At 64.1% G+C, this 15,865-nt stretch carries 14 protein-coding genes; 3 read left to right on the plus strand and 11 right to left on the minus strand.

The window, feature by feature from the left end; translation table 11 throughout:
- Window positions 1-32 precede the first annotated feature (32 nt).
- Entirely contained in the window at window positions 33-1,190 is a 1,158-nt protein-coding gene (gene rnd / locus SAJA_RS06210; protein ID WP_184999775.1) for a ribonuclease D, read from the minus strand.
- Window positions 1,191-1,200: 10 nt separating this feature from the next.
- Between rnd and SAJA_RS06215 the strand changes: the two genes are divergently transcribed.
- Complete coding sequence (locus SAJA_RS06215) at window positions 1,201-1,737, plus strand: hypothetical protein (RefSeq protein WP_123657800.1); 537 nt, start codon at window positions 1,201-1,203, stop codon at window positions 1,735-1,737.
- 84 nt (window positions 1,738-1,821) lie between these two features.
- On the plus strand, window positions 1,822-3,177 hold the full coding sequence (mpl, locus tag SAJA_RS06220) for a UDP-N-acetylmuramate:L-alanyl-gamma-D-glutamyl-meso-diaminopimelate ligase (protein WP_123657801.1): 1,356 nt from the start codon (window positions 1,822-1,824) through the stop codon (window positions 3,175-3,177).
- Between the two features lie 865 nt (window positions 3,178-4,042).
- Here mpl and SAJA_RS06225 read toward each other — a convergent pair.
- Genes SAJA_RS06225 through SAJA_RS06235 form a run of 3 tightly spaced genes read right to left on the minus strand, consistent with a single transcriptional unit; the run spans window position 4,043 to window position 7,435 of the window.
- Entirely contained in the window at window positions 4,043-5,425 is a 1,383-nt protein-coding gene (locus tag SAJA_RS06225) for a sigma-54-dependent transcriptional regulator (protein WP_123657802.1), read from the minus strand.
- Window positions 5,422-5,997: a hypothetical protein gene (locus tag SAJA_RS06230; protein ID WP_123657803.1), complete on the minus strand. Its 576-nt coding sequence runs from the start codon at window positions 5,995-5,997 to the stop codon at window positions 5,422-5,424. The genes SAJA_RS06225 and SAJA_RS06230 overlap by 4 nt, the downstream gene beginning before the upstream one ends.
- Complete coding sequence (locus SAJA_RS06235) at window positions 5,960-7,435, minus strand: sensor histidine kinase (RefSeq protein WP_123657804.1); 1,476 nt, start codon at window positions 7,433-7,435, stop codon at window positions 5,960-5,962. The genes SAJA_RS06230 and SAJA_RS06235 overlap by 38 nt, the downstream gene beginning before the upstream one ends.
- Window positions 7,436-7,523: 88 nt before the next feature.
- On the opposite strand from SAJA_RS06235, the gene SAJA_RS06240 reads away from it, so the two are divergent.
- Window positions 7,524-8,906, plus strand: a complete 1,383-nt coding sequence (locus SAJA_RS06240; protein ID WP_123657805.1) for a metallopeptidase TldD-related protein — start codon at window positions 7,524-7,526, stop codon at window positions 8,904-8,906.
- A 595-nt stretch (window positions 8,907-9,501) separates the two neighbouring features.
- Here SAJA_RS06240 and mgtE read toward each other — a convergent pair.
- From mgtE to SAJA_RS06275, 7 genes are all read right to left on the minus strand, one after another.
- Window positions 9,502-10,854, minus strand: coding sequence for a magnesium transporter (gene mgtE / locus SAJA_RS06245; protein WP_123657806.1), 1,353 nt, complete (start codon window positions 10,852-10,854; stop codon window positions 9,502-9,504).
- 157 nt (window positions 10,855-11,011) lie between these two features.
- Window positions 11,012-12,751 carry a phosphoenolpyruvate--protein phosphotransferase gene (gene ptsP, locus SAJA_RS06250; protein ID WP_123657807.1) on the minus strand — a complete coding sequence of 580 codons (1,740 nt, stop codon included), beginning with the start codon at window positions 12,749-12,751 and terminating at the stop codon, window positions 11,012-11,014.
- A 7-nt stretch (window positions 12,752-12,758) separates the two neighbouring features.
- Window positions 12,759-13,028 carry an HPr family phosphocarrier protein gene (locus SAJA_RS06255; protein WP_123657808.1) on the minus strand — a complete coding sequence of 90 codons (270 nt, stop codon included), beginning with the start codon at window positions 13,026-13,028 and terminating at the stop codon, window positions 12,759-12,761.
- A 27-nt stretch (window positions 13,029-13,055) separates the two neighbouring features.
- Window positions 13,056-13,451 (minus strand): PTS sugar transporter subunit IIA, encoded by a 396-nt coding sequence (locus SAJA_RS06260; RefSeq protein WP_123657809.1) that lies wholly within the window; start codon window positions 13,449-13,451, stop codon window positions 13,056-13,058.
- Window positions 13,448-14,302: an RNase adapter RapZ gene (gene rapZ / locus SAJA_RS06265; protein WP_123657810.1), complete on the minus strand. Its 855-nt coding sequence runs from the start codon at window positions 14,300-14,302 to the stop codon at window positions 13,448-13,450. The genes SAJA_RS06260 and rapZ overlap by 4 nt, the downstream gene beginning before the upstream one ends.
- Window positions 14,293-15,294: an HPr(Ser) kinase/phosphatase gene (hprK, locus tag SAJA_RS06270; protein WP_123657811.1), complete on the minus strand. Its 1,002-nt coding sequence runs from the start codon at window positions 15,292-15,294 to the stop codon at window positions 14,293-14,295. Before hprK ends, rapZ begins: the two co-directional genes overlap by 10 nt.
- Window positions 15,294-15,815 (minus strand): PTS sugar transporter subunit IIA, encoded by a 522-nt coding sequence (locus SAJA_RS06275; RefSeq protein WP_245963241.1) that lies wholly within the window; start codon window positions 15,813-15,815, stop codon window positions 15,294-15,296. The genes hprK and SAJA_RS06275 overlap by 1 nt, the downstream gene beginning before the upstream one ends.
- Between the last annotated feature and the right edge of the window lie 50 nt (window positions 15,816-15,865).

The following is a 15,865-nucleotide window of genomic DNA, read 5'->3' on the forward strand; positions in this document are numbered from 1 at the left end:
ACGCGTTCGCGCGACCGGGCTTTTTTGTGGGGCTAGTTGGCCGCCTGATGGGCCTGGATGGCGGCGAGCACATCGCGCCCGGCGATTTCCTCTCGCCAGCCGGTCAGCAGGCGCGTATCGCGCCGGCCGGCGACAAGACGCGCGATCTCGGCGCGGCTGCCAAGCGTGGCCGCGGGCAGCTCGGCCGTCTTTGCGGCCTGCTCCAGGGCCTGCATGCCGTGCTTGATGGCGCGCTTGGTGGGGCCATCGGGCGGGCCGGCATCCGGATCCAGCACGGTGGCCGGGGCGGCCTTGCCGCGCTTGATGGCGGCCAGCAGCTCATCGGCGTGGCGGGCCAGCATCTTGTCAGACAGCTCGACGGTGTCGGCCAGGGCCATGTCATCAGCCGGGCCCTGTTCGGCCAGCGTCATCAGGGCCGTATCGCTGACGATCCATCGCCGCGGCCGGTCAGCCTCGATCGCCACCCGCTCACGCCAGGCGGCAAGCTCGGCCAGTATTTGCTGGGCGCCTGCGGGCAGATGGAACCAGCCTTTCACGCGTCGCCAGGCGGTTTCCGGCGCGGGGGCAAAGCGGGCGGGGTCAGTCATGCGGGCCGTGTCGTCCATCACCCAGCCCAGGCGATCACGTGCGTTCAGAGCCGCGACCAGCCGCGGATAGGCCACGGCCAGATACCGCACGTCGTCCGCGGCGTAATCGATGGCGCCGGCGGGCAGCGGACGCCGACTCCAGTCGGTGCGGGTATGGGCCTTGGACAACGAGACATCCAGCAGTGCCGCGATCATGCGGGCATAGCCCATCTGATCATCCAGGCCGACGAGCGGGGCGGCCAGCTGGGTATCGAACAAGGGCGCGGGCATGACGCCGAAGGTATGCAACAGGACTTCCAGATCCTGCTCGGCCGAATGAAAGACCTTGATCGTCTCGGCATCGACCAGCAGTGCCACGAGCGCGGATAAGTCATCGATCGCCAGCACGTCGATGACGCCCGATATGTCGGCGTCGGCAATCTGGACCAGGCAGAGCTTCGGGTAATAGGTTTTTTCCCGCAGGAACTCGGTGTCGATCGCGACCCACGCCCGATGCGCCACGGCATCAATGAAGCGTACAAGCTCAGCTGTGGTGGTTATCGTTGTCGCTTGGGCCGGTGGCTCGGGTATCATCGGGTTCGCCAACTCGCGCTTGGACTGCATAGGACGCGCCTTGAACATAGGAATTGTCCGCCGACTCATCGATCTGGTGCTTTTCCGCTGCGGTCCACAGGACCTGCCGGGCAACCAGTCGACGCTGATCGCGACGGCCGTCGCTTATTGTATCGCTCAATTCGCCCAGATCGGCTTGCTGGGGGCGCCGACGGCTGCATTCGTCCAGGCGATCCTGGCGACGATCCTGCTCGGCCTGTATGCCGCGGCGGTGCTGCGTATTCGTAAACTGTCGAACCGGCTTCACCAGACCGGTACGGCGCTGTTCGGCACGGGCAGCTTGCTCACGCTGGCCATGCTGCCGGCGACCTGGGCCTTGTTGCCGTATCTGGAAAGTATTGCCCAGGCTCAGCGCGCCAGTGATATCACCCTCAACTCGCCGCTTGCCGCATTGGCCTACGTGATCATCGGCATCTGGGGCCTGGCGGTCTACAGCCATATCTATCGTCATGCCCTGGATGTATCGATCGCCCTGGCGATCGGTGTGACCATCGGCTTCGAAGCGCTCGTGCTCGTGGTGTTTTCGGTTCTGGGGTAGGCGGGTAGCGCCCGGCTGCCGGCGGGCACCAAAACGACCTGAATTGTCGGCGACAGGCTGTCGTCGTGTTTCCAAGGAGTGCTGATGCACGTTCATATTCTGGGCATCGGCGGCACGTTCATGGCCGGTGTGGCCATGCTGGCCCGCGCGGCCGGCCATCGCGTGACCGGCTCGGATGCCAATGTCTATCCGCCGATGAGCACACAGCTGGCCGAGGCCGGTATCGCGGTCTGCCAGGGTTATGATCCGGCCGATCTTTGCCCGCACCCGGATCAGGTGATCATCGGCAACGCCATGAGCCGTGGCAACGCCTGCGTGGAATATGTTCTCGATGCCGGCCTGGCCTATGTCTCGGGCCCGCAATGGCTGGCCGAGAACGTGCTGGCCGGGCGTCATGTGATCGCCGTGGCCGGCACCCACGGCAAGACCACGACCACGAGCATGATCGCCCACGCGCTGACCCATTCCGGGCGCCGCCCCGGGTTTCTGATCGGCGGCATCGCCCAGGATCTGGGTGTGTCCGCCGCGCTCGGCGATGCCGACGAAGTCTTCGTTGTCGAGGCCGACGAGTACGACACCGCGTTTTTCGACAAGCGCTCGAAGTTCGTCCATTACCGGCCGCGCATGCTGGTGTTGAACAATCTCGAGTTCGATCACGCCGATATCTTTGATGATCTGGCCGCCATTCAGCGCCAGGTTCATCACTTGATTCGTACGGTGCCCGCGGCCGGGCAGCTGGTGGTTAACGGCGCCGAGCCGGCACTGGCCGACGTATTGGCCCAGGGATGTTGGACACCGGTCACCGAGTTCAACAGCGCCTCCGGCTGGCACAGCCAGCAGGCGAGTGCCGATGGCCAGCACTGGACACTGGTACGCGGGGCACAAACGCTTGGCGAGCTTGAGTGGCGACAGCGCGGGGCCCATAACATCGCCAACGCCTGTGCCGCGCTGGCTGCTCTGGATGCGGTAGGCGTGGCGCCCGGCGAGGGCTTGGCCGCGCTGTCGGTCTTTCGCGGTGTCAAGCGACGCCTGGAGCTGCGAGGGACACCGGGCGGTATCGCGGTGTTTGACGATTTCGCCCACCACCCGACGGCCATCGCGGCCACGCTCGACGGGCTGGCCGGTGCCACCGCCGGCCGGCTTGTCGCGGTGTTTGAGCCGCGTTCGAACACCATGCGTGCCGGGGTACACGCCGCCACCCTGGCGGCCAGCTTTGCCAGTGCTGATCGCGTGTTTGTCTATGCCGACGGGCTGGACTGGTCGCCGGAAACCGTCTTTGCCGAGCACAAGACGGGCGTGGCCAGTGCCACCGATATCGAAACCCTCATCGACGATATCGCGGCGGTCGTACAGGCCGGGGATACGATCGTGATCATGAGCAACGGCGGGTTTGGCGGTATTCACGAGCGCCTCATCGCACGCCTAGAGCAGGCTTTATAGACACAAAAACGGATCATCGCAGATTAGCGGGACGCCACGCCGCGCAAGCGAATCGTCCGCAAAGAACGCAAATGAGCGCAAATAACGTGCGATGTGGCATCGAAGCGACTCGGGCAGCCCGAACGCGTGCGCGCTGAAAGGGAGTTATTCCGAAAGACGTCTTTCATGGGCCTTCATCGCCCACTTGATCCGCATGAATAGACCGTAACCGCTATGGCCTGTGGTCTTTATTTGCGTCTATTTGCGGACTGTCATTGTCGAATCCCGGCGATCTGCGAACAACCAAAAAAAAGGCCGCTTGCGCGGCCTTGGATCGCTGATTCAGCGACAGTAAAAGAGCTGTTTCAACAGCTTTTATATTTCAGATCCGTTGAGCCGAGCCGACGACGCCGAGGCACGAGGGGGGACCGGGAGACGCCGGCACGATCAACGAAACATCTGGCGATCTCGAAGATCGCTTCTTAATTCGCCTTGATCGGGCCACGTTGCCGAGGCACGAGGGGGGACCGAGGGTTCATGGCCCGACCAGGCGAAACCGGGACCGAGCACGCCGTTGCGGCTCGGCCTTGAACGGTGTTGTGTCACGGTCTAAAACGCGATCGCACCCGCGTTTCTGTTGGTGTTGATCTATACCTAAGCAAGCCGCGTGCCAACTTAAAAACAGTTATTAATCAGTGGCTTGAAAAGCAATCGATCAAACATCGTGGTCACGGATACGCTGAGTGCGGCGTGTGGGCGACGAAACGTTGCCTGACGGCGACACATCATGGCCGAATTCGGCCAAAGCCTTGATTAGAGGAAGACAGTGACTGTCGTCGATAGGCGACATATGGGCCGTGTCGTCGCAGATACTGTCGTTGATCGGCTACAGCGAGCCGGCATCCGGCTTGTAGCGGCCGGCGTCCACGCCGTGTTTCGACAACAGTTTGTAGAACTCGGTGCGGTTGCGCTCGGCCAGACGTGCGGCGCGCGAGACGTTGCCCTGGGTCAAACGCAACAGGTGGATCAGATAATCGCGCACGAACTCGTCACGCGCCTCGGCCAGTGGGCGTACCAGCGTGGCTTCGGCGTGTGCATCGCCGTATTGTGCCAGCGCCTTGTCCACGGTCTGTCGATTGATCACCGGCCCGCGCGAGAGCGCGATATTGTGTTCGACCAGGTTGGACAGCTGGCGAATATTGCCGGGCCAGCCATAAGCCACAAGGCGCTCCATGGCGTTGGGTGAATACACCTTGGCCCGGCTGCCATCGACCGCGCTGAAACGCTCGAGAAAATGCCGTGCCAGCGGGGCGATATCTTCCGGGCGCTGGGCCAGCGGAGGCAGCGCCAGCGTGACGACCGCCAGGCGGTAGTACAGATCCTGGCGAAAACGGCCCTCGGCGATCGCGGTATCGAGCTGGCGATGGGTGGCCGACAGCACGCGCACGTCGATGGGAACCGTCTGGCTGGCCCCGACGGGCTGCACCTCGCGTTCTTGCAGCACGCGCAGCAGTTTGACCTGTAACGACAGCGGCATATCGCCGATTTCGTCGAGCAGGATCGTGCCGCCACGCGCGGTGCGTAGCAGGCCGGGCTTGTCGGTCTTGGCGTCGGTGAATGCGCCTTTTTCATGCCCGAAAAGCTCGGATTCCAGCAGCGACTCGGCCAGCGCGCCACAGTTGATGGCCACGAACGGCCCGTCGGCTCGCGGGCTGGCCTCGTGAATCACGCGCGCCATGACTTCCTTGCCGGTGCCAGAGTCGCCGGTGATCAACACGCTGGACTGGGTGGCCGCCACGAGCCGGGCCTCTTCCAGGCGCTCGGCCATGAGCGGCGAGCGGGTGATCAGGCGTTTCTGCCATACCCGTCGCCAGCCGCCGCGCGTGGTGCCGCCCTGGGCCAGCGCCTGATCCACGCGCGCAAGCAGCTCGGTCTTGTCGATGGGTTTGGTCAGAAAATCGAGTGCGCCGGACTGGGTGGCCGCCACGGCTTCGGGAATCGTGCCGTGCGCGGTGATGAGAATCACCGGTAGATCGGCGTGCTCGGCACACAGGCGTGTCAGCAGGCCCATGCCGTCGATACCGGCCATGCGCAGATCGGTGATCACGCATTCAACGGGTTGCTCGTTGGCGACGACCAGCGCGGCCTGTGCATTGTCCACGTCGGTGACCGTATGGCCCACGCTTTCCAGGCGAAGTGTCAGAAGCCGGCGCAGGCTCGGATCATCGTCGACGAGCAGGATATGACCGGTGCGCGGGCTTGACGTCATTGTCCGCCCCGGTCGCGTTCGATCTGGCGCTCAATATTCGAAAGCGCGGATATCTTGGCCCGGGCCGCGGCCAATTCCTGCTCGAGGTCGGCGATTCGTGCGCGGTCGCGTGCGGGCGCTGGCGTTACGTTGTTATGGCGCGCCGCTTTGCTGCTGATGCGATCCATGTGGCGTGCCTGATCGATCAGAAACCGACGGCTGATCCGGTCCCAGTCGTTGGGTGTCGTGGCCAGTGCCTTGCGCGCATAGCGCGCGGCTTCGTCGGGGGTATACAGCCGCTGACGCGGCATCCCCAGCGCGATCGACAGCCGCGCATAGTTGGCCGCCGTGGGATGAGCGCGTACCCCGCGGCGCATCTGATGCACGGCTTTTTGTCTGACTTCGGGATTGGCCCGATCCAGCATATCGCTGTACTCCAGCAGGCCCACCACCGGTGAAACACGAGGGCTGGCCACGCGATCCGGGGCCGACGAACCGGTCGACGGCCGATGGGCACAGCCGACAGCCGTCAGCGCGGCGATGAAAGCCACGAGATTAACCAGCGCGATTTGTCGGATGCGGGATATGGACATGAAAGACACTTGAATGAACAGAGTGAGCTGCGACCTCGGCATACCCGCCATGTGCCTCGGCACACTCGCGAACCACGGACAGGCCGATGCCGGTCCCGGTGACATGGGCTCGACCGGCCGCGGGGCGTTCACCGCGTTCGAACGCCTGGAAGATGCGGCGCCGATCGGCTTCGGGCACGCCGGCGCCTTGGTCGATCACATGGAAATCCAGGCCGTTGTCGTCGCGACTCAGCGTAATACGAATATCGCTGTTATCGGGCGCGTATTTCAACGCGTTGGTCAACAGATTGTCGACAATCAACTGCATTCGGTCGATATCGAGTGCGAAAATGATGCTTTCGGCCGGTGTGTGGACGGTCAGGCCGCGTGCCTGCTGGACAAGACGATGCCGCCTGACCTGGGCCTCGATCAAGCCCGAGACATCACACTCGGCGATATCCAGACGAACCTGGGCATCCTGCCAGCTGGCGAAGTTCAACAGGTTATCGATCAGGCTGGTCAGTTCCTGAGTATTGGCATCCACCAGGCGGGCAACCTCGGTCTGAGGCGTGCTCAAGTGGCCCAGCGAACCATCCACCAGAAGCGCCGAGCCTTCGCGTATCGAGGCCAGCGGTGTTTTCAGCTCGTGCGACATATGTCGTAGAAACTGTTGCTTCTGGGCTTCCTGATCGACCAGGCGGGCGCGCATCCAGTCCAGACGCTCACCGATGCGATCGAATTCGGCCACCGGCGCCCCGATCTCGATCGGCGAACGCATATCGCCTTCGCCCAGGGTGCGGATTGCGGCCACGATTTCGCGCATCGGCCGGGCAATGAGAAAGCCCAGAAACACAGCCAGGGCGATCACGATCGGCACGAGCGCAAACAGACAGACGAGCATCACATGGCGCGCGGTGGCCGCGGTCGCACGCAGCGCGGTCAGACGCTCGCGCACGAAACGCCGCCCGTGTGCCGCGAGATTCTCGATGACCGTGCGACTGGTATCCAGATCGGCGATGACCCGGCCGACATCGGCCGGATCGGCACGCAGATGTGACGTCATGGCCCGGGTGCGCCGGGCCAGCGTGGCCAGGCGACGATCCGGCAGGCCGGTAATATCAAGGTCTGCGAGATCGTTCAGGGTTGCGGTCACGGCCTCGGCCTGGCCGGCGAAGCGATCGATCAGGGCCGGATCGCCCAGCACGCGATACTGACGCGCGCTGCGTTCCATATCCACGACCAGCGAAGCCAGGTGACGCGACTGGCGCGTCACGGTCACGCCCTGAATCACCAGGCGCTCGCTTTGTTGATACAGGCTATCGACATAAAACAGCCCCGTGCCGATCGCCACGATCAAGGGCAGGGCCACGATGGCAAAGGCCGCGAGCACCAGGCCGATGATCGAGCGCGGTCGAAAGTAACCACGACGGTCGCGAGCGATATCGGCTGGAGGTTGCATGGCCGCATCATAACCGGCACCGGCCCGGATTGCGCCGCAGGCCCCACCCCGTTATTTTGGCCTGCTTTCCCGAACGAGCCGCCTGCGTATGGCCACCGATACCGAACTGACCGCGGCCTGGCGTGATCTGCCCGAGCGCGACACGCTCGAGGCCTCGATCTGCGACATGCTCGCGCAAGCCAAACGCCTGGGGGCGGATGCCGCCGAAGCCAGCCTGAGCGCCTCGCGCGCCCTGTCGGTCTCGGTGCGCGACGGCAGGCGTGAGGCACTGGACTTCGAGGGCGATCGCACGGCCTCGATCACGGTCTATCGGGCGACGGGCGATGGCCAAAGCAAAGGCCAGGCCAGCGGCTCGGCCTCCACCACGGATCTCTCCAGCGCCGGCCTGACCCAAGCGCTGGAATCGGCTTTCACGATCGCCCGCTTCACCGAGGCCGATCCCTATGCCGGGCTGGCCGATGCCGATCTCATGGCCGGTGAGCCGCCGGATATGGGCCTCTACAACCCCTGGCCGATCACAGCGGCCGAGGCAGAGGCGATGGCCGGCGAGATCGAGCAGGCCGCGCTGGGTTACGACGAGCGGATCACCCAGACCGAGGGCGCGACCGTGGCCACCCAGGACGCAATCTCGGCCTATGCCAACAGCCACGGTTTCATCGGGATCGAACAGGCCAGCCGGCACGTGCTGTCGTGCAGCGCGATCGCCCGTGATGCCGATGGCGGCATGCAGCGCGAGATCGCGTTTTCCCAGGCACGCCGGGCACAGGATCTCGAGGCCAGTGCCGCCATCGGGCGTTTGGCCAGCCAACGCGCCATCGACCGGCTGGGCGCGCGCTCAGCCACCACCGGCAGCTATAGCGTGGTGTTCACGCCGCGCGTGGCACGGGGCTTGTGGGGCCATCTGCTGGGGGCGATCTCGGGCGGGCCGCTCTATCGCGACGCCAGTTTTCTCAAGGACGCGATTGATACCCAGATTGCCAATCCCGCGCTGACAATCACCCAGCACCCGCACCGACGTCATGGCCTGGCCAGTGCCGGCTTCGACGGCGACGGTGTGGCCACGCGTGATCGCACGCTGGTCGCTGACGGCATTTTGCGCGGCTATGTGCTTTCAGCTTATTCCGCGCGTCGGCTGGGCCTGCCGCCGACCGGCAATGCCGGCGGCGTGTTCAATATCGATATTGCACCCGGCGCGGACTCTTTTGAGGCACTCGTGGCCAATATGGGCACGGGTCTGGTCGTGACCGAACTCATGGGCCAGGGCGTCAACCTCGTCAACGGTGACTACTCGCGTGGAGCCGCCGGCTGGTGGGTCGAAAACGGCCAACTGGCCTATCCAGTTGAAAACGCCACCATCGCCGGCAACCTGGCGGATATGTATCGCGGTATCACACTGGGTAACGACGTCGATCGCACCGCGGCACTGGCCACCCCCAGCGTACGTATCGAGCGCATGACCGTCGCCGGCTAGGCGTTTTCTGGTTTTGTGAGACTGATTCTTTGGAAACGATCCACAGATTTCACGGATTGCGCAGATTTGGCGGACGATTGCCACGGCTTCGAATGCTTTGGAGGCGCCATTTCGTCGTCTCGGCTTCGTTCTTTAAGGCAATCCGCAGATGGGCGCCGATGAACGCAGATAAGCACGAATAAGGCAGTAGAAGACAGGTCAAACGCCAATGCCCAGGTTTCAAGCGTTGGCCTGAACTTGATGGATAATCAAGAAGCGGATTGTTTTATTTTGATGGATTGCCGGCATCGCCAAGCCCGAGCGAAAGCCGTCGTGATCGCGGAGGACCACCCAATGCACATCGGCGGCCATCTGCGGATTAAGTTAAGTCAAGGACAGCGCCCCGAAAAGCGATGGCGCCACGCTCTCGAAACATCTCGTGATCGACCGCCACAATCTGCGCAATCTGTGAAATCTGCGGATAGTTCTTAAAGAACGAAGCCCCAAAAGACAGCGGCGCGGAAAAACCGGCAATGTCTCATGACAAAATCCGCCATCGGCGCTTATCGGCGCGCATCGGCGGATTGTTTTCAGAACTTCGCTCGCGCCAGGCCAATCAGTGCATGAGGAACAGGGTGCCCAGACCCAGAAAGGTCCCGAAGCCGACGACGTCGGTGAAGGTTGTGAGCACCACGGAGCCGGCCAGGGCCGGATCGATGCCCATCTTTTTCATGGCCAGCGGCACCGCCACGCCCGTGATCGCGGCGTTGAGCTGGTTGAGCACCAGCGCGGCGGCCATGATCAGGCCGAGGGTGAAGTTGCCGAACCAGACGAGGGCGATGCCGCCAACCACGACGCCCCACAGGATGCCGTTGATCAGGGCCACGGCCAGTTCCTTGGCCAGCAGCGCACGGGCGTTGGCAAAGCCGATCTGGCCCAGCGACAGGCCACGGATCATCAGGGTCAGCGTCTGTGAACCGCCGATGCCGCCCATGCTGGCCACGATCGGCATCAGCACGGCCAGGGCGACGACCTGCGACAGGGCCTCGGAGAACAGCCCCACGACCTGAGAGGCCAGAAACGCGGTGGCCAGATTGGCACCCAGCCAGACCGCGCGGCGCCGGGCGCTACGCGTAATCGGGGCGAAAACGTCTTCTTCTTCATCCAGGCCGGCCAGACTCATGATGCTGTGCTCGGCCTCGTCGCGAATCACGTCCACGACGTCATCGATGGTGATGCGGCCCAGCAAAATACCGTCGGCGTTGACCACGGGGGCCGAGATCAGGTCAAGATCCTGAAATCGCTTGGCCACCTGAGAGGCCGGCATGTCCACGGCCAGGGCATCGATATCGGTATCCATGATCTCGGATACGTCACGCTCGGGATCCAGCGTGACCAGCTTGGACAAGGGCAACATGCCCAGATAGCGGCCGTAGCGGCTGACCACGAACAATGCCTCGGTGTCTTCGGGCAGGCTGGCGCGCTGCTTGAGATAACGCGAGACGACATCCAGCGACACGTCGGGGCGGACCGTGACTGTGTCGTTGTTCATCAGACCGCCGGCCGAGGCCGGGTCATACGACAGGACGACTTTGAGGCGTTCCCGGTTCTCGATATCCATCGCCCGCAGCATTTCGCGGGTGACCTGTTCGGGCAGATCCTCGATCAGATCGGCCAGGTCATCGATGGCCAGGCCTTCGGTGGCGGCCAGCAGCGTATCGTGCTCGAGCGCGTCGATCAGCTCGGCGCGGACTTCGTCGTTGACGTGGAGCAGTGTCTCGCCGTGGTCGGCCTCGGGCACGAGGTTCCAGACCACCTCGCGCTTGTCGCGCGGGATCGATTCCAGCAGCAGCGCGGTTTCGGCCGGATGCATCGAGGCCAGCATCGGTTTCAGGCGACGCATGCGGCCCGAGGCGACAGCCGAATCGAGCTTTTCCAATCGCTCTTCAAGTGCTTTTTGATCGGTCATGCGCGCTCTCGCTGGCCGGGGCTGGCCCCGGGTGGATTACCGTATCGTCATACGATCAACATGCCACGTTGCCCTGCGGCCCGGCAGCTTGCCTGGCAGGGGTGGCGCCGCGATCAGACGCGGCCACGAGGCATAGCCTACGCCAGACCGGCTGAACTCAGGCCGCGATCTCGCGGCCCAGGGCGTCGAGTGCTTCGCGATAGGCCGCGACATCGGTCAGCGCAAGGATCTCGCTGGCACGCTGGCGCAGGCGGGCGACATCGGCCCCCATCACGGCGCGTTTGACCTCGAGCACGCTGGCCGGGTGCATCGAGAACTCGGTCAGCCCCAGGCCGAGCAGGAGCGCGGTATAGCGTTTGTCCGAGGCCATCTCACCGCACATCGAAACACTGATACCGGCGGCCTTGCCGGCCTCGATGGTCATGCGGATCAGCGTAAGCACGGCCGGGTGGAGCGGGTCATAGAGATAGTTGATCTCGTCGTCGATCCGGTCGATGGCCAGGGTGTACTGGATCAGATCGTTGGTGCCCAGCGAGAAGAAATCGCAGTAGCGTGCCAGCGTGGGTGCGGCCAGTGCGGCGGCCGGCACTTCGATCATCGCCCCCACGGCCAGATTCTCGTCGAAGGGGATGTTCTCGCGCTTCAACTCCTTGCCGACTTCGTCGATGAGATGACGGGCCTGGCGCATTTCACCCACGGTGGAAATCATGGGCAGCATGATGCGCATGGGGCCTTCGGCCGAAGCCCGCAGCAGGGCCCGTAGCTGGGTCCGAAACAGGCCGGTTTCCTTCAGGCACAGACGAATCGCGCGCAGGCCGAGCGCGGGGTTGGTCGCGATCTTGCTGGTACGGCCCAGCTGCTTGTCGGCGCCGGCATCCAGGGTACGGATCGTGATCGGCCCGTCGACGGCGGCCAGAACCTGTCGATAAGCCTCGAGTTGTTCTTCCTCGCTGGGGGACTCCTCGCGATTCATGAACAGAAACTCGGTGCGATACAGGCCGACGCCTTCAGCGCCGACCTGGCCGGCTTCTTCGGTATCGGTGGGCAGCTCGACGTTGGCCAGCATGGTCACGTGTACGCCGTCGGCCGAGACTGCCGGCTCGTCTTTCAGAACCGCCAGCATGCGTTGATAGCGTGCATTGGCGGCCTGGCGATGCCGGAAGAACGCCAGCGCGCCCTCGTCCGGGGTGGCCAGCAGATGCCCGGCCTCGCCGTCGATGATCAGCGTTTCGTCATCGGCCAGAATACGCCGCACGCCGCGTACGCCCACGAGTGCCGGGATACGCAGGCTGCGCGCCAGAATCGCGGTATGCGACAGCGGCCCGCCGTGCTCGGTCACGAAACCGGCAATGCCCTGCTGGTGCAACAGGATGATATCGGCCGGGGCCAGCTCGTCGGCGACCACGATCGGCGGCGGTGTATCCGTGTCTGGGTCGGCCGGGCGTACGGGCTGCTCCTGGTTGAGCAGCACCCGCTGCAGGCGCGCGGTCACATGCGCGATATCGTCGCGCCGGGTGCGCAGGTAGCTGTCGTCCATCTGATCGAAGACATCGATCAGCTCTTCGGACTGGAGCTTGAGTGCCCATTCGGCGTTGCACAGATCGTTGGTGATCCGGGCGGCCACGGTATCGATCAGGGCCGCATCGTCCATCATCAAAAGATGGGTCTCGATGAAGGCGCCGATTTCCGAGGGCGCGTTGGCCGGTATCTGTTCGCGCACGGCCGCCAACTGCTCGCGCCCGTCGCGTGCGGCCTGTTTGAAGCGAGCGATCTCGGTGTCGACATCGCTGGCCTCGATCCGGTATTCCGGAATATCCAGATCCGTGCCGTGCATGCGATGACACCGTCCGATGGCGACACCGCGCGAGATCCCGATTCCTGATAGCCAGAGACTCATGGCGTGCCTATTGGGATTCGCCGAAGCGATCCGCCACCAGATCGGCGATACCGTCCAGGGCTTCTTCGGCGTCCGGGCCTTCGGCGGTGACCGAGATATGGCTGCCGCGTGCTGCTGCCAGCATCATCACGCCCATGATCGACTTGCCCGACACCTCGCGCCCGTCCTTGACCACGGTGATCCGTGACTCATAGCGCGAGGCCACGGTCACGAACTTGCTGGCCGCCCGTGCATGCAGGCCAAGCTTGTTGACGATAGGCAGATCACGCGTGGGCATAGGTCGTTCCTTGTTTCAAGACGGCGGTCAGGCCGGCGGCGTCAGTCGAGCGGTGCTGCGGCTGCCGGCCTCGGCGGCCAGCGTGGCCAATGTCGCCAGATCGCTGTCGTGGTAATTATAAACCCGCAAGAGCATGGCCAGGCTGAGGCCCGCCACGATCTCGATATCGCGACGGTCTCCGGCCGCGCGCAGGACACTATTACACGGCGAGGCGCCGGCGACATCGACCAGTACCAGCGTATTGGCATGCGCTGAAGGGGCCAGAGCGGCTACGATCTCGCGCGCGGCGCCGCCCTCGGCGCGAGCGTGGTCGAAATCGATGGCCACGGTCGACAGCATCGGCGGGCCGAGAATCGTCTTGGCCGCTGTGGCCAGCGCCGAGGCCAGCGGGGCGTGAGCGACCAGTACCAGACGCGGGCTCATAGCTCGTTGTGGCGGACCAGGACATGGTCGTTATCCGCGCGCAGACAGGCCGCCACCGCCTCGGCCAGATAGACCGAGCGATGCTTGCCGCCGGTACAGCCGATCGCCACGGTGATGTAAGTGCGGTCCTGGGCGGCGAAATCCGGCAGCCAGCGGGTCAGAAAGCCGGCGATATGATCACGCATTTCCGGCAATGCCGGCTGGGCGTCCAGGTGATCGATGACGGGTTGATCCCGGCCGGTCAGCGCGCGCAGCTCGGGCACCCAGTGCGGGTTGGGCAGACAGCGCACGTCAAAGACGAAATCGACCGCCGGCGGCAGGCCGTATTTGAACCCGAACGACTGCACCAGGATCGCCAATTCGCCGGCCACGCGGCCCTCGACCTCGTTGCGCACCAGATCGCGCAGCTGATGGATATTGAGCCGGCTGGTATCGATCGAGACATCGGCTTTTTCGGCGATAGGCCGGGTCAGCGCGATATCTGCGGCCACCGCATCCACGAGCGTGCGGTTGTCGCCGGTCAGCGGATGCCGTCGTCGTGTCTCGGAATAACGCCGTAGAATCGTCTTCTCGTCGGCGTAGAGATAGAGCACGTGCAGATCGATGCCGGCGGCGCGCAGGGTATCGATGCGCTCGGCGAAATGGCCGATTTCGGCCTCGCGCGCCCGTGCATCCACCCCCACGGCCAGACGATCGAAATCCAGGCCCTGGCGGTGCAACGTCTCGGCCGAGACCTCGCCGAGCAGGCCCAGCGGCAGGTTATCGATACAGTAATAACCCAGATCCTCGAGCATGTTGAGCGCGACGGACTTGCCGGCGCCGGCCAGCCCGCTCACGACGGTCAGTCGCATTCGTTTCTCCCGATCGCCTGTGCTTGACGGGCGGCAAACTGCTCGTCGGAGTGCTGGCCCTGCATGCGCAGCAGATGATCGCGGGCCGCGGCCTCGACCAACACCGACAGATTATGCCCAACGGCCACGGGCAGACAGATCTCGGGAATCCGGGTATCCAGAATATCGCGCGTCGTGCGTGCCCCGGTCAGCCGATCCGGCTCCAGCGGCACCTCGGCGTCGGGGCGTACCAGCCGGATGATCAGGCCGAGCTGCTTGCGGCGTTTGATCGCGGCCTCACCGAACATGGCACGGATATTGAGAATACCCAGGCCGCGCACTTCCAGAAAATCCTGGAGCAGGGGCGGGCTGCCGCCGTTGAGATCGTCCGGGCCGAGCAGCACGAACTCCGGCGCATCGTCGGCAACCAGGCGATGCCCGCGATTGATCAGCTCCAGAGCCAGCTCGGACTTGCCCACGCCCGGATCACCGATCAACAACAGCCCGATCGAGAGCACTTCAAGAAACACGCCGTGCAGGGTGATCTGACGCGCCAGGCTTTCGCCGAGGAAATGACGTAGCCGATACGCCACGCGATGGCCGCTGGCCGCAGTCGTGAATACCGCGATATCGGCGCGGCGCAGGGCGTCGTGCAGGCGTGATTCAAGCTGACAGTCGTCGGCCAGGATCACCAGTTTGGTACGCGCCGTGGACAGCTGTTCGCTGACATGAGCGGCCAGCTCCGGCGACAGCCCGGCCAGGTAGGCGATCTCGGGCTCACCGACGATCTGTACCTGGGGCGGGTGAATGAAATTGAGATAGCCGACCGTTGGCACGCGCCAGCCGCGATGTTCGGTCGGCCCAATCGTCTGGCCCGCGCCGATATCGCGATCGGGCCAGGCCAGCGCCAGCGAGGCCGCCAGCTGTTCATGGACGGTCTCGATAGCCACCCGCCGTTCGCTGGCATGGGCTTCAGCGCTCTGGGCCACGTGTTCGGACAGGTCTTCGTGCATCAGCTGAGCACGACGTCGTTTGCCAACAGGGTGCGATAAAGCGCGGCGTCATCGTCGGCATCGCGCAGCTCGATGATCACGGCCTCGTTGGAAAACAACTCGGCCAGGGCGCGCAGCAGTTTCAGGTGCTCGTCGGTCGCGGCCTCGGGGACCAGCATGCCGAAGATCAGATCGACCGGCATATTGTCGCTGGCCTGGAAATCCACGCCCTGGGGCAGACGGATGAACGCGCCGATACAGTCATCGGTGCCTTTCATGCGGGCATGCGGCAGGGCCACGCCGTCGCCGACGGCCGTGCTGCCCAGTTTCTCGCGCCCGATCAGGCCGTTGAAGACATCGGCCGCCGTCAGATACGGGGTGCCCTCGGCCAGGATCTCGGCCAGCTGTTCGAGCGCGCGTTTCTTGGATTGAACATCCGGCACGCGACGCACGCGCTCGGGGGCAACGATATCGGCGATGGTCATGCCGAACAGCCCGCGGGCACGAAACGAGACAAACCGAAAAGACTGTTCATGCGACACCGGTATCAATGGACGAATAAGGCCGGCCGAATCAGATAGATCCGGCCGGC

The sequence above is a fragment of the Salinisphaera japonica YTM-1 genome (assembly GCF_003788585.1).
In the GTDB taxonomy this organism is placed as follows: Bacteria; Pseudomonadota; Gammaproteobacteria; order Nevskiales; family Salinisphaeraceae; genus Salinisphaera; species Salinisphaera japonica.

Bases quoted from the DNA above. Each gene is read 5' to 3' on its own strand.
- SAJA_RS06235 (WP_123657804.1), bottom strand. From the start codon at position 7,435: ATGCAACCTCCAGCCGATATCGCTCGCGACCGTCGTGGTTACTTTCGA.
- rnd (WP_184999775.1), bottom strand. From the start codon at position 1,190: ATGCAGTCCAAGCGCGAGTTGGCGAACCCGATGATACCCGAGCCACCG.
- rapZ (WP_123657810.1), bottom strand. From the start codon at position 14,302: ATGCGACTGACCGTCGTGAGCGGGCTGGCCGGCGCCGGCAAGTCCGTC.
- SAJA_RS06255 (WP_123657808.1), bottom strand. From the start codon at position 13,028: ATGCCCACGCGTGATCTGCCTATCGTCAACAAGCTTGGCCTGCATGCA.
- ptsP (WP_123657807.1), bottom strand. From the start codon at position 12,751: ATGAGTCTCTGGCTATCAGGAATCGGGATCTCGCGCGGTGTCGCCATC.
- mgtE (WP_123657806.1), bottom strand. From the start codon at position 10,854: ATGACCGATCAAAAAGCACTTGAAGAGCGATTGGAAAAGCTCGATTCG.
- SAJA_RS06225 (WP_123657802.1), bottom strand. From the start codon at position 5,425: ATGACGTCAAGCCCGCGCACCGGTCATATCCTGCTCGTCGACGATGAT.
- mpl (WP_123657801.1), top strand. From the start codon at position 1,822: ATGCACGTTCATATTCTGGGCATCGGCGGCACGTTCATGGCCGGTGTG.
- SAJA_RS06230 (WP_123657803.1), bottom strand. From the start codon at position 5,997: ATGTCCATATCCCGCATCCGACAAATCGCGCTGGTTAATCTCGTGGCT.
- SAJA_RS06260 (WP_123657809.1), bottom strand. From the start codon at position 13,451: ATGAGCCCGCGTCTGGTACTGGTCGCTCACGCCCCGCTGGCCTCGGCG.
- hprK (WP_123657811.1), bottom strand. From the start codon at position 15,294: ATGCACGAAGACCTGTCCGAACACGTGGCCCAGAGCGCTGAAGCCCAT.
- SAJA_RS06240 (WP_123657805.1), top strand. From the start codon at position 7,524: ATGGCCACCGATACCGAACTGACCGCGGCCTGGCGTGATCTGCCCGAG.